General features: G+C 61.3%; 18 protein-coding genes. 10 read left to right on the top strand and 8 right to left on the bottom strand.

Annotation, left to right across the window (positions count from 1 at the left end; all coding sequences use genetic code 11):
- Positions 1-88: 88 nt before the first annotated feature.
- From L0U79_RS05340 to L0U79_RS05310, 7 genes are all read right to left on the bottom strand, one after another.
- Positions 89-1,201 carry a glycosyltransferase gene (locus L0U79_RS05340; protein WP_233840848.1) on the bottom strand — a complete coding sequence of 371 codons (1,113 nt, stop codon included), beginning with the start codon at positions 1,199-1,201 and terminating at the stop codon, positions 89-91.
- A 176-nt stretch (positions 1,202-1,377) separates the two neighbouring features.
- Positions 1,378-2,520, bottom strand: coding sequence for an adenosyl-hopene transferase HpnH (hpnH, locus tag L0U79_RS05335; protein ID WP_233840847.1), 1,143 nt, complete (start codon positions 2,518-2,520; stop codon positions 1,378-1,380).
- A gap of 132 nt (positions 2,521-2,652) precedes the next feature.
- Positions 2,653-3,255, bottom strand: coding sequence for an isopentenyl-diphosphate Delta-isomerase (idi, locus tag L0U79_RS05330; RefSeq protein ID WP_233840846.1), 603 nt, complete (start codon positions 3,253-3,255; stop codon positions 2,653-2,655).
- Complete coding sequence (locus L0U79_RS05325) at positions 3,248-5,530, bottom strand: hydroxymethylglutaryl-CoA reductase, degradative (RefSeq protein WP_233840845.1); 2,283 nt, start codon at positions 5,528-5,530, stop codon at positions 3,248-3,250. Before L0U79_RS05325 ends, idi begins: the two co-directional genes overlap by 8 nt.
- 103 nt (positions 5,531-5,633) lie before the next feature.
- Positions 5,634-6,734, bottom strand: coding sequence for a hypothetical protein (locus tag L0U79_RS05320; protein ID WP_233840844.1), 1,101 nt, complete (start codon positions 6,732-6,734; stop codon positions 5,634-5,636).
- Positions 6,731-7,759, bottom strand: coding sequence for a diphosphomevalonate decarboxylase (mvaD, locus tag L0U79_RS05315; protein ID WP_233840843.1), 1,029 nt, complete (start codon positions 7,757-7,759; stop codon positions 6,731-6,733). Before mvaD ends, L0U79_RS05320 begins: the two co-directional genes overlap by 4 nt.
- A 61-nt stretch (positions 7,760-7,820) precedes the next feature.
- Positions 7,821-8,390 (bottom strand): DUF2147 domain-containing protein, encoded by a 570-nt coding sequence (locus L0U79_RS05310; protein ID WP_233840842.1) that lies wholly within the window; start codon positions 8,388-8,390, stop codon positions 7,821-7,823.
- An 81-nt stretch (positions 8,391-8,471) separates the two neighbouring features.
- Between L0U79_RS05310 and hpnI the strand changes: the two genes are divergently transcribed.
- From hpnI to L0U79_RS05285, 5 genes are all read left to right on the top strand, one after another.
- Positions 8,472-9,626 (top strand): bacteriohopanetetrol glucosamine biosynthesis glycosyltransferase HpnI, encoded by a 1,155-nt coding sequence (gene hpnI / locus L0U79_RS05305; protein ID WP_233840841.1) that lies wholly within the window; start codon positions 8,472-8,474, stop codon positions 9,624-9,626.
- Between the two features lie 78 nt (positions 9,627-9,704).
- On the top strand, positions 9,705-11,132 hold the full coding sequence (hpnJ, locus tag L0U79_RS05300; RefSeq protein WP_233840840.1) for a hopanoid biosynthesis associated radical SAM protein HpnJ: 1,428 nt from the start codon (positions 9,705-9,707) through the stop codon (positions 11,130-11,132).
- Between the two features lie 137 nt (positions 11,133-11,269).
- Positions 11,270-12,145 carry a hopanoid biosynthesis-associated protein HpnK gene (hpnK, locus tag L0U79_RS05295; RefSeq protein WP_345778448.1) on the top strand — a complete coding sequence of 292 codons (876 nt, stop codon included), beginning with the start codon at positions 11,270-11,272 and terminating at the stop codon, positions 12,143-12,145.
- Positions 12,142-13,164, top strand: a complete 1,023-nt coding sequence (locus tag L0U79_RS05290; RefSeq protein ID WP_233840838.1) for a flippase-like domain-containing protein — start codon at positions 12,142-12,144, stop codon at positions 13,162-13,164. Before hpnK ends, L0U79_RS05290 begins: the two co-directional genes overlap by 4 nt.
- A 15-nt stretch (positions 13,165-13,179) precedes the next feature.
- Positions 13,180-14,181 carry a ferritin-like domain-containing protein gene (locus tag L0U79_RS05285; RefSeq protein ID WP_233840837.1) on the top strand — a complete coding sequence of 334 codons (1,002 nt, stop codon included), beginning with the start codon at positions 13,180-13,182 and terminating at the stop codon, positions 14,179-14,181.
- A 47-nt stretch (positions 14,182-14,228) separates the two neighbouring features.
- On the opposite strand, the gene hpnA is transcribed toward L0U79_RS05285, so the two are convergent.
- Entirely contained in the window at positions 14,229-15,206 is a 978-nt protein-coding gene (hpnA, locus tag L0U79_RS05280) for a hopanoid-associated sugar epimerase (protein ID WP_233840836.1), read from the bottom strand.
- 368 nt (positions 15,207-15,574) lie between these two features.
- Here hpnA and L0U79_RS05275 point away from each other — a divergent pair, with 368 nt between their 5' ends.
- The 5 genes from L0U79_RS05275 to L0U79_RS05255 all read left to right on the top strand — a co-directional run bounded on the left by L0U79_RS05275 (position 15,575) and on the right by L0U79_RS05255 (position 21,638).
- A complete protein-coding gene (locus tag L0U79_RS05275) occupies positions 15,575-16,744 on the top strand; it encodes a phytoene/squalene synthase family protein (RefSeq protein ID WP_233840835.1) in 1,170 nt (389 codons plus the stop codon).
- On the top strand, positions 16,741-18,717 hold the full coding sequence (shc, locus tag L0U79_RS05270; RefSeq protein WP_233840834.1) for a squalene--hopene cyclase: 1,977 nt from the start codon (positions 16,741-16,743) through the stop codon (positions 18,715-18,717). The genes L0U79_RS05275 and shc overlap by 4 nt, the downstream gene beginning before the upstream one ends.
- On the top strand, positions 18,714-19,439 hold the full coding sequence (locus tag L0U79_RS05265; RefSeq protein ID WP_233840833.1) for a purine and other phosphorylase-like protein, family 1: 726 nt from the start codon (positions 18,714-18,716) through the stop codon (positions 19,437-19,439). The genes shc and L0U79_RS05265 overlap by 4 nt, the downstream gene beginning before the upstream one ends.
- Positions 19,440-19,486: 47 nt before the next feature.
- Entirely contained in the window at positions 19,487-19,855 is a 369-nt protein-coding gene (locus L0U79_RS05260; protein WP_233840832.1) for a copper resistance CopC family protein, read from the top strand.
- A gap of 127 nt (positions 19,856-19,982) precedes the next feature.
- A complete protein-coding gene (locus L0U79_RS05255; RefSeq protein WP_233840831.1) occupies positions 19,983-21,638 on the top strand; it encodes a CopD family protein in 1,656 nt (551 codons plus the stop codon).
- Positions 21,639-21,708: the final 70 nt, after the last annotated feature.

Raw genomic sequence — 21,708 nt, 5'->3', positions numbered from 1 at the left:
ACGGGAATCGAAGGGTTTAGCCTCCGACTGTAGCCAGAGGTCACCCATCTTCCAAGCCTGTCCGAAGGCATAGGAGCCTAAGGCCTCGTCAAGTGCTGTAAGTGCGGTCCTTCCAGCGGGAGCGGACGCCACGCCAGTAGCGAATGGCTGAGCTCCAGGTCATACCCAGGTAGAGCGCGGCGCCGAACGGCAACAACAGAGCCCACGCCAGCCGCATCTGGTAGTAACGCAGCATGGGCAGATAGCTGATCATCATCGCCACCAGGGCGATAAGACCCAGGCGCCAAGTCTCGGGATAGCCCAGCAGCACGAACGGCAAACCGTAGGCCAGAGCGAAAAGCACCGTCACCACCAGCAGCACGACGGTGGAATAACCGAGCTGCGTGAAGGCGGAGCGCGCCACCATGTCGTGAATGGAACGCAGACTGCCATACGGACGCAAACTCACCACATCGCGGCTCAAGCCGAGCCAAATGCGATAGCCGGCGTTTTTCACCTGGCGCGCGAGCGTGCAATCGTCGATCAGCGCATTGCGCAAACTGGCGAACGCGCCGGCGCGATGCAGCGCGTCCGTGTCGACGAGAATGCAACCGCCAGCTGCCGCCGCGACGTGGCGGAAGTTGGAATTGGACAATGCGAAGGGATAGATGAGCTTGAAGTAATACACAAACGCCGGGAGCAGCAAACGATCCCAGAAACTGGTGCGCCGCAGGTCGGCCATCAACGAAACGAATTGCCTGTTCTCGCGTTCTTTATGCGCCAGCAACGCAGGCAGCAATCCGGGCTGCAATTGGATATCCGCATCCAGCAGCAAGGTGATGCGCGTGTCCACATGCGCCTTGCCCTGCTCCAACGCCCACAACTTGCCCGCCCAACCTTCCGGCAAAGGCTGACCGCTTACGACGCGTGTGTGCGGAAAGGACGCGGCGATTTTCGCCGTATCGTCGGTGGACTGATCATCCACCACGATCACTTGCAGACCATGGCCTTGCGCTTGCAAACCGCCGAGCGTGAGACCGATGACATCGGCCTCGTTGCGTGCAGGAATCAGTACGGTGATTTCGCTGAGATCGACCGACCCCGCATGGGGGTCGGCTTCGATTCGTTCACGGGTGCTCCAGGACCGCCACGGTGTCAGCAGCAGCCCTACCCACATCAATGCCGGCAGCGACGCGGCGATCCATCCAAAGAGCCCGCTCATGATCTCCACGTAGCTTGCGTTGTGTCTGAGCGGTTGCCAGGTGGCAGTGCGTGGCGCAGCGCCAGACTGGCCGTCTGGTCAAGCCGCGCGCTGACGCCTGGCAACCGCTCAGGCGCAACGCGGGCAACGAGGGGATCATGAGCGGACTCTGGTCCCATCGTTGGCGGCTTTGAAGATCAATGATTGGCGTCGGTCGTCGTGGACGATTCGCGGCGCTGAATGGAGCTGATCGGAATCTTGATCGCGGTGGCGTCGGCGCGATTGCCGTACTTCACCGGGAGATCCGGCGCCATCGGGCCATCGGTGCGCGGGCCGAACATCGACACCTTCATCGCCTTCAGCGGATGGGCGAACATATCGTCCACCGCCGTGCCTTCAAAGCCGCAGTGCGCCATGCAGTTGTCGCACTTCGGGTTGATGCCGACGCCGTATTTTTCCCACTCGGTGTCTTCCATCAATTCCTTGTAGGTCTTGGCGTAGCCTTCGTCGACCAACAAGTAGCACGGCTTCTGCCATCCGAAGATGTTGTACGTCGGGTTGGACCACGGCGTGCACTGGTAAGCCTGGTTGCCGGCGATGAAGTCCATGAACATCGCCGACTGATTGAACGCCCACTTGCGCTTGCGTTCTTTGCCGATCTTGAAGATGTCGCGGAACAGCTGCTTGCTCTCGGTGCGGCCGAGGAACACGTCCTGACGCGGCGCATGCTGATAGCTGTAGCCCGGCGAGACGGTGATGCCTTCCACGCCAAGTTCCATCGCGTAGTCGAAGAAGTCGGCGACTTCTTCCGGCGGCTCGCTATTGAACAGCGTGCAGTTCACCGTGACGCGGAAACCCTTCGACAGCGCGAGCTTGATCGCGGTGACGGCTTTCTCGAACACACCGTCCATGCACACGGATTTATCGTGCTGCTTCTCAAGGCCGTCCAAATGCACGGACCAGGTGAAGTACGGCGACGGCTTGTATTCGTCGATGTGCTTGGGCATCAAGATAGCGTTCGTGCACAGGTACACGAATTTCTTGCGCTCGATAAGGCCTTCGACGATCTTCGGCAGATCCTTGAGGATCAGCGGCTCGCCGCCGGGAATCGACACCACCGGCGCATCGCACTCATCCACCGCCGCCAAGGCCTGCTCGACGCTCATGCGCTTCTGCAGAATTTCCTTGGGCTGATCGATCTTGCCGCAACCGGCGCACGCCAGATTGCACTGGAACAACGGCTCCAACATCATCGCCAGCGGGTAGCGCTTTTGACCACTCAGCTTTTTCTTGAGGATGTATTGCGCGATCGTGGTTTGTTGAATAAGAGGGATACCCAAGGGATTCTCCGGAATGTCAGTACGCTTCGATGCGATCAAACGTGTGCTGATGGCAGCATCGGTAGCGTGGAATACTTACCAGTACAGTATAACCCACCTGGATGAGGCGGTTATGCCGGCTTGGCTTAACGTTTAGCCCTTCGAAAGCGGCGCGAAGACGTGAGCGTGCTCGCTGCGAATCCTTGCCCATTCGATCTTGAACCAGGGCGTGAAGGCTTCGGGCGTGGCCGCCATTTCCGCATCGAGCGCGTCCGGCGCGATATAGCGCAGGCCGGAAATTTCATTCACGTTCACGGTCGGCGCTTCGTCGCTGCGGCCGGCATACACCCAGCACAGTTCGTGTTCGGCGCCGTCGGCGTCGAATTGCGCGTGGTATTCGAACTTGAACAAATGTTCGAGCGGACAGGCGAGCCCAAGCTCCTCGCGCAAGCGACGATGAATGGCGCTGTCCAAGGTCTCGCCGCGGCGCGGATGGCTGCAGCAGGTGTTCGACCAGAAGCCCGCCCACAAGCGTTTACCCGACGCGCGCTGCTGCAACAGCAACTCGCCTTTCGAATTGAACACGAACAACGAGAACGCACGATGCAAGGTGCCCTTGCCCATGTGCGCCGCGGCCTTGTCCATGAAACCGATTTCGCGATCGTCGTGATCGACCAGGACCAACGGCTCGTCGTCGAACGACACGATCTCGTTCGAATCGCGCCAATCCTGACGTTCCACTTCTGCGTTATCCAATGTCGACCTCCATCGCCTGGTAACCGGCGTCGCGTATCGCGGCCGCGACTTTCTCGCGGTTCTGCGGGCACAGCGCGACGATCGAACCGCCGCCACCACCACCTGTGAGCTTGGCGCCGATTGCGCCGTGTTCGCGCGCGATCTGCACGAGCTCTTCCACTTCCCAACTCGACACGCGCAACGCGTTGAGCAGACCGTGGCAAATGTTCATTAAATCGCCGAGGCGTTCCAGATCGAACTGCTGCATCGCTTCCACGCCTTGCAGCGTGAGCGCGTCGATCTGCTGGAAGATGCCGTCGTACAACGCGGGATTGCGCTGCCACGCCGTGCGCACCTTGCCGACCGTCACCGCTGTGAGCGATTCCTTGCCGCTGATACCGATCACCAACGGAATGCGCTTGGGCAGATGCAGCTCGCGCACCATCGGCGACTCGCCCTTCTTGCTGGCGCGTTTGTACAGCAGCGTTTTGCCATACGTCGCCACGGTGTTATCGATGCCCGACGCCGAACCGTGCGCGATTTCTTCGCAACGGAACGCCAGCGCGTTGATCTCTTCGTCGCTCAGGCCCAGCTTGTAGTGCTGGTCGAGCGCGCGGATCACCGCAACCGCCATCGCGGCCGAGCCGCCCAAACCCATCGCGCGCGGCACGTTCGGGAACACTTCGATGCGCATCGAGCGCTCGGTCAGTTCCAGCGAATCGAAGATGATGCCGAGCGAACGCTGGAACGAATCGCGGTGCGCGGGATCGCGATGCAAGCGATATTCCACACCCCAGCGCGGGATAAACATATCCACGCCGCCGGATTTGGTGTCTTGCGCGACGGCGCGCACGGCGAGCGGCACCGGCGCGGCGATCGCATGACTTCCGTACACCACCGCGTGTTCGCCAAGCAAAATGATTTTGCCGTGACCGCATGCGCGATGATCGACCGACGGTTGCTCGGCCGTCGTCGCCGGCACGCCGCGGGATTCCTTGCGTACCTGCTCGACGATCTCCTGCGCTTTCCAGATCTTGATCTCGCCGCTTTCCACCAGGCGCTCCACGACCGTGTCGAAGATTTCCGGCGTGGCGCCCGCCGCCACGGCAACGCTGCGCGCATGCAGCGTCATATGACCTTGCTGAATGCCTTCGGTGACCAGCGCACGCAGCGCCGAGAAGTTCTGCGCCAGACCGACGGCGCCCATGATTTCGGCCAGTTCGCGCGCCGTCTTGACGCCGAGCAGGCGCAAGTTGAGCGCGACCGTGGCGTTCGATTGCAGCGGACCACCGACGGTGCCGACCTTCATCGGAATATCGAGTTCGCCGATCAGCTCGCCCTTCTCGCCTTTGTACCAACGCGTCAGCGACGTGTAACGACCGCCGCGCGCGGCGTACGCATGCGCGGCCGATTCGATCGCGCGCCAGTCGTTGCCGGTAGCCAGCGCGACGGCATCGACGCCGTTCATGATGCCCTTGTTGTGCGTGGCCGCACGATACGGATCGATGCTGGCGAATTCGTTTGCGAGCACGATGCCGTCGCGCACTTCTTCGCCTTCGAAACCTTTGCCGGTGAGTTGATCGGCAGGAATCACGCAACGCGCGCGCACCATCGAACGATCGGTGAGGTTGGAAAGAATGCGCAGGAATACGCGGCCGCCGGTCATCGTTTCCACCAGCGAAGCGATGCCTTCGCACATGGTGTTGACGAGGTTGGCGCCCATCGCGTCGCGCGTGTCGACCAACAGATGCACCACGAGCATGTCGCCGCCTTCGGGGCGCGGATGCACGTGCACTTCCAGATCCTGCGCGCCGCCGCCACGCGCCACCATCTGCGGATGCAGACTGTTGGCGAGATTGAGCAGTTCGTCTTTACGTTGCAGCAACGTAGCTTTGGCGTGCGCCAAGTGCGGCACATCCACCACTTGCACCTGACCGATCAGCACCGGCTCAGTGCTTTCCACCGTGAAGCCGCCCGTGCCGCGCACGAGTTTCGCCGCGGAGGACAACGCCGCGACGATCGACGGTTCTTCCACCACCAGCGGCACGATGTAGTCGCGACCGTTGACGAGGAAGTTGAGGCCAAGACCCACCGGCAAGCCCATCACGCCGACGACGTTTTCGATCATCTTGTCGGCTTTGTGGATCTTCAGCGTGTGCTCGCCGGAGACGAGCGCTTGATAGTCCTCGGCCGAAAGCCAACCGCGCTCGTGAATGATGCGCACGCGGTCGGACACCGAGAGTTTGTAGAAAGCAGGGAATCGGGACCGTTCGGCACTCGTTGATTCGGCGCTCATAATTCTTAAGCACTCCGTGATAGGTCGTAAGCCGCACACCCTGGCTTCACGTCGATGCAAATAGAAATGGCTCGCGAGCCATGACATTCGACAGGGTTTGCGTTCACGTCAAAATCCTTGAGGGGGGAGATTTCGCGTCTGGCCGCATATGGCAGCTCACGCCCTGGTTATCAAGCCCCAGGGGAACAACTTGCATATCGGCGGAAACAATGGCGCGTCCAAATGTCGCCAACCTTTCCGCATCCTCGGCAAAGACCACGCCGAAGTCGCCGCCTGCGCCGCAAGGCTTATAACTGACATCGGTGCCTGAAACCATATCGGCGAGTCGTTTTTGTGCGGGAGAATAGATTTCCAGACCGCACGCAGCGCTGAAATGCTGCAATCCACGTGCATAGTCTTTCGTAAGGCCAATGAAAGATTGTACGCGCTGTTGCGCAAGCGCATCGATCGCGGCAGCAGAAATCGAACTCAATTCGTCCATATGCGCCACATAATCGGCCGCATGGGTATCGCGCCACAGTGCCAAACGTTGTAGCGAGTCGCTGGTGGAGACGGACTGTCCCGACCAGACAAACAGGCAATGCAAGCCGTTCATGCGCATCGCTTCGTAGGTGGGCTCGCGCGTTGAGCCGACGAGTTGATACGCGATCAATCCGCCCGCCACGCTGGCGGCAATGTCGACGCCGCTGCCGCGCCCGCCCTGCCAATTTCCGTGCATGTTCAACAACTGCCGCATCCATCGCGTGCGATCGGTGATGACATCGCCATGCCCGGCGTACGTTGCCAGCGCGGAAGCAAGCGCTACCGTCAAGGCCGCACTCGAACCGAGCCCCAACTTGGCGCGCACCGATCCTTCGACGTGGAAAAACCCGGAGGTATCCAGATGCAGATCGAAACCGCCGCGCGATAAAGGCGCCAGGCCTTCATCCAGCAGCCCGTGCCACACGTGATCAACGAGCGAGAGTTTGGCCTTGGTCGCCTCGTCGCACTGCCAATGCAGATTGCCGTCGCTCCCGATCGCGATCTGTGCGCCATGAACGCCAAGATCCGGCGCATACACATTGCATTCACGATCTTCACGCGCTGCGATGCGTACGTTGGCGCGGCGATCCACCGCCAGCACCAGGGCGCGCGCGCCTTCCAGCACGGCGTAATCGCCCAACAGAACCAGCTTGGCCGGTGCGCTGGCGGTGAGTTCCATCATGCCTCCACGGCATCCGAGGCGATGGCGTGGGCGCCCTCGCCCAATCCGGTATCGAGCACTTCGAGCACACCGGGCACATCGCGCAAAGCGGCTTTTACTTGCTCAATCGCAGACGGTGCGCACACCGCTTTCAATTGCGGGCCGGCATCGACGGTGAAGAACACCGGCACGCCTTGCTGACGCAGCGCGCGCACGCGGTGCATGCATTCCACGGTCGCGCCATTCCAATACAACAGACCCGGCTGCGCCGCGAGCGCCAGCGCGTGCATCTTCAAACAGCTGTATTCGGAGATGCGCGCCAGCGCATCGAAATCGTGTGCGCGGATCGCATCGCGCGCCACGCTCAGATCCGCTTCCTGCGTATCGATCCATGCGGATTGATACGGCGAAGTTTCCGCCGTGCGGCGCATGCCTTCGGTCGAACCGACCTGCTTGGCCGCCGTCGAAGTAATCGCAACGGCTACGCGCAATGGCCATGCACTCGCATCGAGCAAAGGTTGCGCGATGGAATCGCTGCCATCGGCCAGCTTGCCGTGCGCCCATTCCACATAACCGCCGAACAGCGAACGCGCCGCCGAACCGGAGCAGCGACGCGCCAATTCGGATTGCTCGGTGAGATTCAAATCTAAACCGAGCGCGCGCGTGCCGGCGTGCACCAGTGCGGCAAATCCCGATGCGGAAGAAGCCAAACCTGCTGCAGTAGGGAAGTTGTTGCGGCTCGCAACGTCCGCGCCGTAATCGACGCCCGCGCGCGTGCGCAACAAATTTAAGCACGCGGTGATGCGCTTGGATTCCGCGTCATCGCTGCGACCGTTGAGGCTCACGCGATCGTGCTTCTGGCCGGGCACGAAACGCACATCGGTGCGCGTCCACAAACTTTCCAGTGTGATGGAAATCGAACCGACCACCGGCAGATTGAGCGCCGTGTCGCGCTTGCCCCAGTACTTGATCAGAGCGATGTTGGGCTGTGCTTGGGAAGCAGCACGCAGTTCACCGGACAGATCGGTGCGTGGTTCGCGGTTCATGATGTCTCGCAGGGAAAGGGGTCGACGAAATACGAATAGCTAAAAGAAACCGGGGACGTCGCTACTTGGCCGGCGCATCTTCCACGAACGGCAATTGCCCGGGGGCAGGTGTTCTCATGGTCACCCGACTCCACACGGTATTGCCGCCGAACAGGCTGATGCCGATAAAACCGCGCAGTTGCAAACGGTTCGGGCCAAGCATCCGAACCAGGCAATTATAGGTGCGTCCGTTATCCGCATTATAGATGCGGCCGTCGATCCACCGGGTTTTATCTGGTTCGAAGCGCAGGCTGGTGAGCAATGGCAGACCGTCCAGGGTGCGGGAACGCAAGGCGGGATCAGGGTTTTTACGGTCCGTGACGATCTTGCCGTTGAGCTCGGGACCATCCTCCGGGCCGTAAGTATCGTGCAGCTGCCACACGATGTAACCCTGATACTGGTTGCCGATTTGCTGGATGCGGATCACCGCGTCGCGGCTTTCCACCAGCCAGTCACCGACGATGGCCGAGGGACTTGGGGAGTAGGTCTTCGCCTCCTGCGCCAAGGCGTGCGCGGACGCGCAACACAGAAGCATGAGCAGCGCCCATTGCCACACTCGACGCCAACAGCCGGTTCGGTCCGGCACATTCATCGCACACCCACTTGCATACCCATCATGCCGCCCTTATCTCGCGCTCTTCGTGCCCCATCGATACCTGTAGCATAAACGTCCATGTTTCCGAGCTGGTTATCGACTCACCTTACGCGTGGACTAGGCATCGCGTTCGCCTTTGCGGCGACAGGGTACGCCTGTGTTGCGCTGTGGGCGATGCTGAAACGGCCGCGCCGAACATGGGCGTCCAACGACACGCAGCCGCGACCTGCGACCGTGCTCAAACCCTTGCATGGCGCAGAACCCAAGCTATACGAGAACCTGCGCAGCTTCTGTGTGCAGACGCATCCCAATTATCAGATTGTCTTCGGCGTGCGCGATCCGGACGATCCGGCCATCGCCGTGGTCGAGCGCTTGCGTCACGAATTTCCACAGCAATCGATCGCCTTGGCGATCGATTCGCGCGTGTATGGCGCGAACTTCAAAGTCAGCAATCTGATGAACATGCTGCCGCACGCGCAGCACGATGTGCTGGTGCTGGCCGATGCCGATATCTATGTGAAACCGGACTATCTGGCGCGCGTCGTCGCGCCGTTGGCCGACCCGAGCGTGGGCATCGTCACCTGTCTTTACTACGGCATTCCGGGGCCTTCGTTCTGGTCGCGGCTTGGCCGTCTATTTATCGACGACTGGTTCGCGCCTTCCGTGAAACTGTCGAACGCTTTCGGATCGACTCAATTCGCATTCGGCTCGACCATCGCCTTGCGTCGCGATGCACTGGCGACCATCGGCGGTTTCGATGTACTGCGCGACCTGCTGGCCGACGATTTCTGGCTGGGCGAGCTCACGCGACGCGCCGGTTTGCAGACCGTGCTGTCGGACGTGGTGGTCGGCACCGAGGTCGGCGAAAGCACACTGAAAGATTTGTGGACGCACGAACTGCGCTGGCTGCGCACCATCCGCGCGATCGCTCCGGCGGGTTTTGCCCTGACTTTCGTGTGTTTTACCGCGCCTTTGCTACTTTTGGGGTTGTGCCTGGCGCCCGGACCGGTTACCGCCGGCCTGGCCCTGCTGGGTGGCGCGGCGCGGGTTTTGATACACTTTTTGCAGCGGCGCATCAGCGATCAAGCCTTCGCCTGGCATGAAGTCCTGTTGATTCCCCTCCGCGACGCCTTATTGCTGATGGAATGGGCAGTTGCCCTGGCCGGTTGGCAGGTAAAATGGCGCGGTCAGGTTCTGCATGCACGAGGCGATGGTTCAGCGCCACGGACCTAACCTGTTAGGTCGACACTTTTTTTGAGTTCTATCTGCTGTTCACGGGCACATTGAACGCCCCCGCAGGAGTCATTCGTAATGAAAACGCTTTTTCTGCAAGCTCCTTCCTTCGATGGCTTTGATGGCGGCGCGGGTTCGCGCTACCAAGCCAAACGAGAGATCAAGAGTTTCTGGTATCCGACCTGGCTCGCACAGCCGGCCGCGATGGTGCCCGATTCGCGCGTGCTCGATGCGCCGGCCGACGAGATCTCGGTCGAAGAGAGCTTGAAGATCGCCGCCGACTACGACCTGGTGATCATCCACACCAGCACGCCGTCGTTCCCGACCGACGCCAAGTTCGCCGAGCTCCTGAAAGAGCGCAAGCCGAACGTGATCGTCGGCCTGGTCGGCGCGAAGGTGGCGGTCGATCCGACCGGTTCGCTCACCGCATCGAAGGCGATCGACTTCGTCGCGCGCGAAGAATTCGACTACACCTGCAAAGAAGTCGCCGAAGGTCGCCCGTTCGAAAGCATCACCGGCATCACCTATCGTCTTGCCGACGGCACCGTGCAGCACAATCCGCCGCGCGCGATGATCGAGAACATGGACGATCTGCCGTTCGTCGCGCCGATCTACAAGCGCGACTTGAAGATCAGCAACTACTTCATCGGCTATCTCAACTATCCGTACGTGTCGATCTACACGGGTCGCGGCTGCCGCTCCAAGTGCACGTTCTGCTTGTGGCCGCAAACCGTCGGCGGCCATCGCTACCGCACGCGTTCGGCTGCGAACGTGCTGGCCGAAGCGAAGTGGATCAAAGAGAACATGCCCGAAGTGAAGGAGCTGATGTTCGACGACGACACCTTCACCGACAGTTCCAACATGGAACGCGTGCACGAAATCGCGCGCGGCCTTGGCGCGATGGGTTGGACGTGGTCGTGCAACGCGAAGGCGAATGTGCCTTACGAATCGCTCAAGATCATGAAGGAAAACGGTCTGCGTCTGCTGCTCGTGGGTTACGAGTCGGGCGACGACCAGATCCTGCACAACATCAAGAAGGGCCTGCGCACCGATATCGCGCGCCGCTTCACCGAAGACTGCCGCAAGCTGGGCGTCACCATCCACGGCACCTTCATCCTCGGCCTGCCGGGCGAAACGAAGGAAACGATCGACAAGACGATCCAGTTCGCCAAGGAAATCAACCCGCACACCATCCAGGTGTCGCTGGCTGCTCCGTATCCGGGCACCGCGCTGTACAAGCAGGCCGTTGAGAACAATTGGCTGAAGGAAAACGAGGCGGTCAACCTCGTCAACGACAAGGGTGTGCAGCTGGCGCTGATCGAATACCCGCATCTGTCGAAGCAGGAAATTTTCCACGGCGTGGAGAAGTTCTACCGTGCGTTCTATTTCCGCCCGTCGAAGATCTGGGAAATCGTCAAGGAAATGCTCACCAGCTGGGACATGATGAAGCGCCGTTTGCGCGAAGGCGTGGAATTCTTCCGCTTCCTGCACGCGCACGAGGCTTAATTGATTAAATCGCGAGCGCAGCGAGCCACATTCGCCTCCTCTCCCTCGTTTACCAAATTTGTAGACGGGGGAGAGGATTGAGGTGAGGGGCCACGGCTTGCCTCAGACCTCTCATGACATCGCGCTCCGAATCAACAATCACGCAAGAGCGACCCCTCACCCCAGCCCTCTCCCCGGAGGGGAGAGGGAGTAGGGATAGTCGCCCACGCCTCATCGTCACCGCCGACGATTTCGGTTTGCATGAGGCCGTCAACGAAGCCGTGGAACGCGGCTATCGCGATGGCGTGCTGCGCGCCGCCAGCTTGATGGTGGCGGCGCCTGCCGTGGCCGACGCCGTAGCGCGCGCCAAGCAGAATCCCGATCTGGCCGTGGGTTTGCATCTCGTGCTCGCCGATGGCCGTGCGATGCTTCCTCCCTCGCGCATTCCCGATCTGGTCGATGCCCAAGGCATGTTCAGTTCGAACATGGTGAGCAACGGTTTCCGTTTTTTCTTTTTGCCGCATGTGCGCCGCCAGCTCGCCGATGAAATTCGCGCGCAATTCGAGGCGTTCAAAGCGACCGGGCTTAAACTCGATCACGCCAATGCGCACAAGCATTTCCATCTGCATCCCACGATTTTGTCGCTGATGCTTTCGATTGGCCGCGAATACGGTCTGCGCGCGATTCGCCTGCCTTCGGAACCCGGCATGGGTCCGTGGCTGCGTCCGTGGTTGGCGTTGATGCGCCGGCGCTTGGATCGCGCTGGCGTTGCGTACAACGATCATGTGTTCGGTTTGCGCCACAGCGGCGGCATGGATGAAACGGTGATGCTCGATATTCTGCGAGAACTGCCGCGCGGCCTGTCGGAAATTTATCTGCATCCGGCTTCGCACGGACACCTCACCGACAGCATGGCGGAATATCGCCACGCCGACGAACTCGCCGCACTGCTCTCGCCGCGCGTGCGCCAAACCATCGCCGATCGCTATCACTTGTGCGAAGGCTTTTCCGATCCGACGGCGGTCGCAGCATGAACATGAAGTTGCTTAGTTATATCGCCGGCATTCTCGGCCTCGGCGTCGCTATCGCATTGGTGGCGCACCAGGGTTGGTCGGAAATCATGACGGCGATCGATCACGCCGGTTGGGCGCTGCTGTGGCTGCTGCCGTTCCACGTGTTGCCGTTGCTGCTGGATGTCGTGGGTTGGCGCGTGCTGATCGCGCCGCGCGACCCGCATCGGCAAGCCACGCTGCCGTTTTTGTTCTGGGTGGCTTCGATTCGCGAGGCCAGCAATCGTTTGCTACCGGTCGCCAATATCGGCGGCGAAATCATCGGCATCCGCCTGGTGAAATGGCGCGGCATCGGCGGCGCCGCCACGGCGGCGAGTGTGATCATGGAAGTTCTGCTCACGCTGGTGAATCAATATCTGTTCACCGCGCTGGGTATCATTTTGCTGATCGAGCTGACCAGCAATATCAGCGCGTTCAGCACGGTGATTTCAGCCTTGGCGGCGAGCGTGCCGTTGCCGATTTTCCTGATCATCCTGCTGCGCCATGGCAAGGTGTTCTCGCGCCTGGAAGGTTTCGCCGAGAAGTTGCTGGGCGGTCGTTCGACGTTGACCGAACTGATCGATGGCGCGAATCTCGATCAGGAAATCCGCGAACAGTATTCGCGCCCCCTGCGTTTGATCGTCGCCACCGGCTGGCAGTTCGCAGGCTATGTGACGGGCAGTTTCGAAACGTGGCTGGCGTTGCATCTGCTGGGTTATCCGATCAGCGTGTGGGATGCGATCGCCATCGAAGCCGTAACGCAGGCGCTGCGTCATATCATTTTCGTTGTACCGGCTGGCCTGGGCGTGCAGGAAGGCGGCTTGGTGTTGTTCGGCAACATGATCGGTTTGCCGCCCGAAGCCAGCGTTGCGCTGTCGCTGGTCAAGCGCATGCGTGAAGTCGGTTTCGGCGTGCCCGCGTTGATTTCCTGGCAATGGGCCGAAGCGCGCCGGCTGTATACCGGCAACTCCGCGCGCGCCGGTTCCGGCCAACCGCCTATTTGAAGAGATGTTCCAGTGATGACGTTCGAACACGACGCCTTTGATCCCGAAGCACTAGTCCCTGGCTATCGCGAGCCAGTGCTGCCGACGGACGAACCGGATGCGGCCACCATCGCCGCATCCGAAGCGCGTACGCGCCGCTGGTTGAGCAACGCACGCGAACGCGTGAAGTACGGCTCGAACGCGCACAAGCAGATGATGTGCAAGATGTTCGAGGACACGTTCAATCCCTACCGTCCATCGGTGCTCAAATGGCCGACGTTGGATGAAGCGGCCCTGCATCGCATCACCTCGCTGCCGATCTGGGACATCGCCGTGCAGACCGAAGGCAAGGCGCGTCTGCGCATGGCAGCCTACGCGCGCACGCTTACCGATCCGGACATGCGCAACGTTCTCGCGCAGAATGCGTGGGAAGAGAATCGCCACAAAGAAGTGCTGTCCAAGATGGTGCAGCACTACGGCATTCCGCTCGTCGCCGAGCCGCCGTACGAATATCCAAAAGACCCGGAATGGGCGTACCTCGTCACCGGCTACAGCGAGTGCATCGATAGCTTCTTCGCGTTCGGTCTGTTCAAAGTCGCCTACGATTCGGGCCTGTTTCCGCCAGAATTGATCGAGACTTTCGAACCGGTGATGCAGGAGGAATGCCGACACATTCTGCTGTTCGCCAACTGGGTGGCGTGGCATCGCCGCAACCTCAATCTGTTCCAACGCATCGCGTTCGAATGGAAAGTGTTTCGCGTGTGGTGGTTCCTCGGCATGGAACGCATGGAACTGGCCAAGAGCCTGGACGGCGACGGCAACGAACACGCGCAAGACAACAACTTCACCGTCACCGGCGCGCAGTCGATGACGGAGAAAGAACTGAGCGTGGCGGAATTGATGGCGACCTGCCTAAGCGAAAACGATCGTCGCTTTTCCGGCTACGACGAACGCTTGCTGCGTCCGACGACGATGCCGTTCCTGGTCAGGCTCGCGTTGCCGGTGTTGAATTTCTTCGAGCGGCGCAAGCGCAAATGATCGGCTGACGTCGGGGCACGCATTCGCGCGCCCTGACGCACATCACGTCAACGTTGCTGCTGGAACCAGCGCACCGCATCTTCCAACGCCAATCGCGCCGGACGCGCGGTGTAGCCGAGTTCGCGCTCGGCCTTGGCGATAGTGAAAAACATGCGTTTTTTCGACATGCGTACTTCTTCGACCGTGGCGATCGGATTCATGCCGGTCAGGCGCGCCCACGCTTCGGCGACATAAGCCACCGGCATCACGGCGGCGTGCGGCAAACGCACCTTGGGTGGAGAGCGCCCTGCGATGTTGGCGATTTCCGTCAACACATCGCGCAGACTCATATTGAAGCCGCCGAGAATGTACCGCTCGCCGATTGCGCCGCGTTCGTACGCCAGCCAATGGCCTTCGGCGACATCGTCTACGTGCGCGATATTCAAACCGGTATCGACATACGCCGGTAAGCGCCCCAGCATCGCATCGCGCACGATGCGTCCCGTCGGCGTGGGTTTGATGTCGTACGGCCCGATCGGTGTGGACGGATTGACGATGACCACCGGCGAACCTTCCGCCGCGAATTGTCGGGCCACTTCTTCGGCGAGAAATTTGGAGCGCTTGTAGTGGCCGATCATGTCGTCCACCGTCACCGGCGTGCTCTCACTTCCCGGTGTGCCGTCTTTGGGAATGCCCAGCGTCGCCACGCTGCTGGTGTACACGATGCGCTGCACACCGACGCGCGTGGCCGCCTCCAGAATCGCGCGCGTGCCGTCGACATTGGCGCGATAAAGTTCAGCGGGATCCGGCGCCCAAAGGCGGTAATCGGCGGCGACATGGAACAAGGCATCGCAACCGTCGCAAGCGGGCAGCAAGCTTGCCGGCTTGGTAAGGTCGCCTTCGACCACGTCCACATCGAGGTTTTGCAGATTGCGCCGATCCGAACCGGCCCGCGCCAGCACGCGAACGCGGTGCCCATCGCGCAACAGACGGCGCGCCACCGCCGAGCCCACGAATCCGGTGGCGCCGGTCACCAGGGCCTTCACAATGCACCCGTCCAGATCGTGAGCGACCGCGCGCCGGCGGCGATGTCCGTGATGGAAGAAGTCGTGTCTGTCATCGCGGAATTATGGACGAAAATCGCGGATCGATGCGCCAAAACCGCAGCGCTGCCGGCAGCATCCTTTCATTTGCATTTCAAACTGTGACGCCCGCGATGCACCTGCGGACTTGTTCAAGCAACCCCGGTGCTTCAGCATATTGGAATGCCTACCCCACCCCGCCAGCCTCCGGCCAGCCGTGTTGCACGCATGTCCTATCAGACATTTCCCAGTATGAAAACGGCCCGCGTTATCGCCGTTTCGGATTCGTACCCGCATGGGTGTGTCATAATTCCGGCGGTCGAGGCATACCCATGATCGAAATAAACAATGCCACCGCCGGTACCGGAAGCGCAAAGGCCGACGCCTATCAGGATGCCATCCTGCCGAAGGTTTCCCGGACTTTTGCGCTGACCATCCCGCAGCTTCCCCCGGAGCTGCGCCGTGCGGTCGCGAATGCATACCTACTCTGCCGCATTGCGGACACCATCGAAGACGAGCCGGCATTGTCGGCCGAGCAGAAGCGCGCGTTCGAAAACGCGTTCGTCGATGCCGTCGTCGGCGAAACCGACGCGCACGAAGTGGCCGACGAAGTCGCGCCGCTGCTGTCCGACAGCACGCTGGAAGCCGAGCGCGATCTGATGCGGCAACTGCCGCTGGTGCTGGAAGTGACGCGCAGCCTCGCGCCGTCGCAACAGGCGTCGATCGTGAAGTGCCTGCGCATCATGTCGCACGGCATGCACGAGTTTCAGCGCAAGGCCGGTTTGCAAGGTTTGCCGACGCTGCACGATCTGGATCGCTACTGCTACTGCGTCGCCGGCGTCGTGGGCGAAATGCTGACGGAACTGTTCGTCGATTTCGAACCGTTGCTCGCTCCGCATCGCAACACCATGCTGCGTCTGGCCGTGTCGTTTGGCCAAGGCTTGCAGATGGTCAACATCCTCAAGGATCAATGGGAAGACCGCACGCGCGGCGCCTGCTGGTTGCCGCAGGATATGTTCGCGCAGCACGGCGTGAAGTTGAGCACGCTGCAGGCGGGTAAGCAGAACGCCGGTTATGCGGCCACGATGTCGGAGCTGGTCGGCATTGCGCACGCGCATCTGCGCGAGGCGCTGGAATACACCTTGCTGATTCCCACCAAGCACGCTGGCATTCGCCGCTTCTGCTTATGGGCGATCGGCATGGCGCTGCTGACGCTGCGCAATTTGCAGAACAATCTGGATTTCTCCGCCGGCACGCAGATCAAGATCTCGCGCAAAGCCGTGGCGCGCACCATTCTGATGACGCGCGTGCTGGGCAAATCCAACACTGGCCTGCGTTGGTTGTTCGCGATCACCGCGCGCGGCCTGCCGGTGACGCCGCTCACCGCCGAATGGAGCGAGCCCTCGACGCCCGCCCGCACCTGGCCCAAACGTTCCATCCCGCACATCGCCGATGCCGCCCAGTGGCGCGAACCGGCCGATGTCGAAGCACGACACCGATGAATTCTTCCGCGCCTAGCACCGCCACCGCCGCCACGGCCGATCTTTTCCAAACGCCTCATACCCACGGACTGGACGAAGCGATCGACCGGGGTCGTGCCGCGCTGCTGGCGCGTCAGCATCACGACGGACATTGGTGTTTCGAGCTGGAATCCGACTGCACGATCACCGCCGAATACATCCTGCTGATGCATTTCATGGATGAAATCGACGACGTGCTGCAGGAAAAGATGGCGCGCTATCTGCGCGCCACGCACGTGAAAGACGGACACGGCGGCTGGCCGCAATACCACGGCGGCGACATCGACCTGTCGGGCACGGTGAAAGCGTATTACGCGCTGAAAGCGGCGGGCGACGATCCCGAAGCCGAACATATGCGCATCGCGCGCAATGCCATTCTTGCGCACGGTGGCGCAGCGAAAGCCAACGTGTTCACGCGCATCCTGCTCGCGCTGTTCGAGCAGGTGCCGTGGCGCGCGACGCCGTATGTGCCGGTGGAAATCATGCTGCTGCCGCGCTGGTTTCCGTTCCACATCGACAAGATTTCGTATTGGGCGCGCACCACGCTGGTACCGCTGACCGTTCTTTGCTCGTTGAAAGCGAAGGCGGCGAATCCGCGCAAGGTGCATATCCGCGAGCTGTTCGTTACGCCGCCGGAGCACGAACGCCACTACTTTATTCGCGGCGGCCTGCTCAATCGCACATTTCTCGCGTTGGACAAGATCGGGCGCTTCATCGATCGCTTCATACCGAAAGCCATCCGCCAGCGCGCCGTGAAAAAAGCCGAAGCGTGGTTTCTGCCGCGTTTGAATGGCGAAGACGGCATCGGCGCGATTTTCCCGCCAATGGTCAACAGCTACGAAGCGATGGCGCTGCTCGGTTATCCGAAGGATCACCCCGCGCGCCAGACTTGCCTGCGCTCGATCCAGAAACTCGTTGTCCATCGCGACGACGGTACGGCGTATTGCCAGCCGTGCGTATCGCCGATCTGGGACACCGTGTGGAGCGCGTTGACGCTGATGCACACCAGCGACGATACGCAAACGCAAGATGCCATCGCCAAGTCCGTCGATTGGCTCACGTCCAAGCAAGAGTTGGAATTGAAGGGCGATTGGGCCGTGCGCGCCCCCGATGCCGCGCCCGGCGGCTGGGCCTTCCAGTACAACAATGCGTATTACCCGGATATCGACGACTCCGCCGTCGTCGCGGCGCTGCTGCATATCCAGGATCGTCGCCGCGGCGAATCGGGTCGCCATCGCTTCAACACCGATCGCGCGATGGACTGGATGATTGCGCTGCAATCGAAGAACGGCGGCTTCGCCGCATTCGATGCCGACAACACGCATTACCATCTCAATGCGATTCCGTTCGCCGATCACGGCGCCCTGCTCGATCCGCCGACGGAAGACGTCTCCGGTCGCGTCGCGGCGTGCCTAGGCGTGCTGGCGCGTCCGCAAGATCGCGACGTGCTGCAACGATGCATCGCTTATTTGCGCAGCACGCAGCTTGAAGACGGCAGCTGGTGGGGCCGTTGGGGCAGCAATTACATCTACGGCACCTGGAGCGTGCTCGGCGGCCTTGCGCTGGCGGGCGAAGATCCGCAGCAGCCGTATATCCGCAAAGCGGTCGAGTGGCTGCGCTCGCGCCAGCATGCCGACGGCGGCTGGGGCGAAACCAACGACAGTTACATCGACCACGCGTTGCGCGGCACGAACGAAGGCGTCAGCACACCGCAGTCCACCGCATGGGCCTTGCTTGCGCAGATGGCGGTCGGCGATGTGCGTTCGGATTCGGTACGGCGCGGCATAGCGTTCTTGCTCGCACAGCAGGAAAACGGCGGATTGTGGTATCACCCGTCGCACAATGCGCCGGGTTTCCCGCGCGTGTATTACCTGAAATACCACGGCTACACCGCGTATTTCCCGCTGTGGGCGTTGTCTCGCTACCGGCAGTTGCTGCAATCGGCCACGGCTTGAACATCGGCGCAACCGGCATCGTCGTCGCGTTGGCGTCGGAAGCCGACACGCTGACGTCGCGCGCCGCGAAACCCGATCAGATCACTGCACTCGGCGACGACTCGGCGCTTTGGCTTAGCGGCATGGGACCTGACGCAGCACGACGCGCTGCAGAAGGATTGGCGGACGCGGGAGCCAGCGCGCTGGCTGTTTTCGGCGTCGCCGGCGCACTTCATCCGCAGTTGCGCAACGGCGCGCTGTTCTGCCCCGAACGCGTGATGGACGAGGAAGGCCGTGACTTCGCGACCGATGCTTCGTGGTGCGCCGACGTGCAACGCACGCTTGCGGAGATCGATACGCCGCTGCGTACCGAAGGCGCCCTGCTCAGCGTCGCTGCGCCGCTGCTGACCGTCGCCGCGAAGCAAACCGCGCATCAGCGTTATGCGGCGCTTGCTGTGGATATGGAAAGCGCCGCTGTGGCCGCCGTCGCCCAGACGCGCGGCCTACCCTTTATCGTGATGCGCGCCATCGTCGACGAGGCGAACGACATGATTCCCAGCGCGCTGAACGATAGCGTCGATGCCTGGGGCCGGCCGCGGCCGCTCCATCTGATGGCCGCGCTGTGCAGGCATCCGTCAGTGTGGGGCGAGCTGCCCCGTCTATACTCCCGCATGCAACGGGCCACGCAGGCGTTACGCGCCGCCGCCAAAGCGGTTGGGCCGACGCTCGGTTGGCATCGTTAAACAACTTCGCACTACCCCGATTACCGACTTTTCTGGAGAGCATCACCATGTCCCTGCGTCATCGTTTCGGAACCTTCCTGGTTGCCGCCGTTTGCGCCGTCGCCAGCATGACCGCTTCCGCGCACGCGATCCTCGTCGACAGCACGCCCAAGGCCAACGGCACCATATCCGCCGGTCATGTGCAACTCGTTTTCAAATACAACAGCAAGATCGATCAGCATCGTTCGCGCATGACCTTGATCGGTCCGGACAAGAGCGAAAAAGTGCTGACCATCGCCACCGACAGCAAGAGCAACGAGCTGGACACGCAGGCGGATCTGGCACCGGGCGCATACACCGTGCGCTGGCAGGCGTTGGCGCTGGACGGACATATCACGCGCGGCGATTTGCCGTTTACCGTCGTCGCCAAACAGTAATTCGCCGATTTCGAAATCGGTAGCGTAGGTTGGGGTGAGCGTTAGCGACCTCCAACACCGCCATCTTCACTACATCACGATGTTGGGGTTCGCATACGCTCACCCCAACCTACCAGAGCGATTCCCTGTGGAACTACTCGTCGATATCTTCGGTTACCTGAGCATCATCCTGCACGGTTTCACCATCGTTGCGCAGTCGATGACGCTCGGCGGCATTCTGTTCCTGGTCTTTCTGCTGCGACCCTTCGCGCATCTGCTGCCGCAAGGCGCGGATCTGGAGCGGCGCATTGCGCGACTCACCACTTATAGCGCCATCGGCCTGATCCTCGCCGAAATTGCCGGCGTCGGTTTGCAGGTGGCCGTGGTGATGTCCACGGTGGATTTGAGCTTTCTGGATGTGATGCATGCGCCGTTCGCGATTGCCGGCACCGTCAAGATCCTTTGCGCCTTGGCCGTGATTCCGTGTCTCGGCAAGCGCATTTCTTCGAGGTCGCTATCGTCCGTGTTGTTGCTCGCAATCGGCGCGATCGAGTTGACTGCGGCAACGTTCACCACGCACGCGTACGCGCGCCTCAGCGATAACACGTTGTTGTTGTTTGTCGAAGGCTTGCATCAATTCGGCGCCGCGATCTGGGTCGGTGCGATTCCCTGTTTTGTGGTCGTGTTGAGCCGTTTGAGCGATGCAAACGGTTGGCGCATCGTCGGCGCGCGCTTTTCGCGCATGTCGATGATCGGCGTCGCCAGCATCGTGATTTCCGGCGCGGTGATGAGCTACTACTACATCGGCAGCGTCCAGGGTTTTTACGGCACCGCGTACGGCGTGATGGTGGGCGCGAAAATCGCCATGTTTATCGCGCTGTTGTTGCTGGGTCTTGGCAACTTGCTGGTGACGGAACGACTGCGCAAAAACCAGGATACGTCGGTGATTCGCCTGCGCCGCTTCGCCGAAGTGGAAATCGGTATCGGCTTCACGATCTTTTTCGCGGCGGCGTCGTTGACCTCGGTGCCGCCTGCGGTCGATCTCACGGCCGATCGCGTGACCTTGCACGAAATCGCCGTGCGCAACGCGCCCGCGTGGCCGCGACTGACCTCGCCCGATCACGACCAGCTCGCGATTTCCGAAATGCAGTCGCAGCTGGATCACGAAGCCTCGCAGCGCGGACAAGTCGCGGCGCAAGCGAATATTCCCGGCTCGGGCGTGTTGCCGCCGCGCAACGCCGACGACATTGCATGGTCGGAATACAACCATCATTGGGCCGGCATCTTCGTGCTCCTGATCGGCCTGCTCGCACTGCTCAATCGCGCAGGCCTGAAATGGTTGCGGCATTGGCCGCTGCTGTTTCTGCTGATGGCCGGCTTTCTGCTGGTGCGATCCGATCCGGAAGTGTGGCCGATGGGCCACGAAGGTTTCTGGATCGCTTGGCGCGATGTGGAAGTGGCCCAGCATCGCTTCTTTGTGGCGCTGATCGTGATGTTCGGCCTGTTCGAATGGGCCGTGCGCACGGGTCGCCTGCACAATCCCAAGGCGGCGCTGGTGTTTCCGCTGCTCGTCTCAGTGGGCGGCGCGATGCTGCTCACGCACAGCCATCAGATCTCCAACATCAAAGATCAGCTGCTGATCGAACTGACCCATACGCCGCTGGCCCTGGCAGGCGTGAGCGCCGGCTGGGCGCGCTGGCTGGAGCTGCGCCTGCCTGGGCGCGGCGGCCGGATCGCCGGGTGGGTATGGCCGATCTGCTTCATGCTCGTGGGCGTGATTCTGCTTTGGTACCGCGAAGCCTGAGAGCGGCGATGTTAAAATTGCGGTCTGCCTCCGCTGGGAGGCGACCGCAACCCCTTTTTCCGGATATCGC

The organism is Dyella sp. 2HG41-7 (assembly GCF_021390675.1).
In the GTDB taxonomy this organism is placed as follows: Bacteria; Pseudomonadota; Gammaproteobacteria; order Xanthomonadales; family Rhodanobacteraceae; genus Dyella_B.
The sequence above is the reverse complement of the archived record's forward strand: the minus strand, read 5'-3'. Positions and strand labels throughout refer to the sequence as shown.

Coding starts and splice junctions, on each gene's coding strand:
- hpnI (WP_233840841.1), top strand. CDS start 8,472: ATGTTTCCGAGCTGGTTATCGACTCACCTTACGCGTGGACTAGGCATC.
- L0U79_RS05310 (WP_233840842.1), bottom strand. CDS start 8,390: ATGAATGTGCCGGACCGAACCGGCTGTTGGCGTCGAGTGTGGCAATGG.
- L0U79_RS05325 (WP_233840845.1), bottom strand. CDS start 5,530: ATGAGCGCCGAATCAACGAGTGCCGAACGGTCCCGATTCCCTGCTTTC.
- shc (WP_233840834.1), top strand. CDS start 16,741: ATGAATTCTTCCGCGCCTAGCACCGCCACCGCCGCCACGGCCGATCTT.
- L0U79_RS05260 (WP_233840832.1), top strand. CDS start 19,487: ATGTCCCTGCGTCATCGTTTCGGAACCTTCCTGGTTGCCGCCGTTTGC.
- L0U79_RS05340 (WP_233840848.1), bottom strand. CDS start 1,201: ATGAGCGGGCTCTTTGGATGGATCGCCGCGTCGCTGCCGGCATTGATG.
- L0U79_RS05320 (WP_233840844.1), bottom strand. CDS start 6,734: ATGATGGAACTCACCGCCAGCGCACCGGCCAAGCTGGTTCTGTTGGGC.
- hpnJ (WP_233840840.1), top strand. CDS start 9,705: ATGAAAACGCTTTTTCTGCAAGCTCCTTCCTTCGATGGCTTTGATGGC.
- L0U79_RS05275 (WP_233840835.1), top strand. CDS start 15,575: ATGATCGAAATAAACAATGCCACCGCCGGTACCGGAAGCGCAAAGGCC.
- L0U79_RS05285 (WP_233840837.1), top strand. CDS start 13,180: ATGACGTTCGAACACGACGCCTTTGATCCCGAAGCACTAGTCCCTGGC.
- mvaD (WP_233840843.1), bottom strand. CDS start 7,759: ATGAACCGCGAACCACGCACCGATCTGTCCGGTGAACTGCGTGCTGCT.
- L0U79_RS05290 (WP_233840838.1), top strand. CDS start 12,142: ATGAACATGAAGTTGCTTAGTTATATCGCCGGCATTCTCGGCCTCGGC.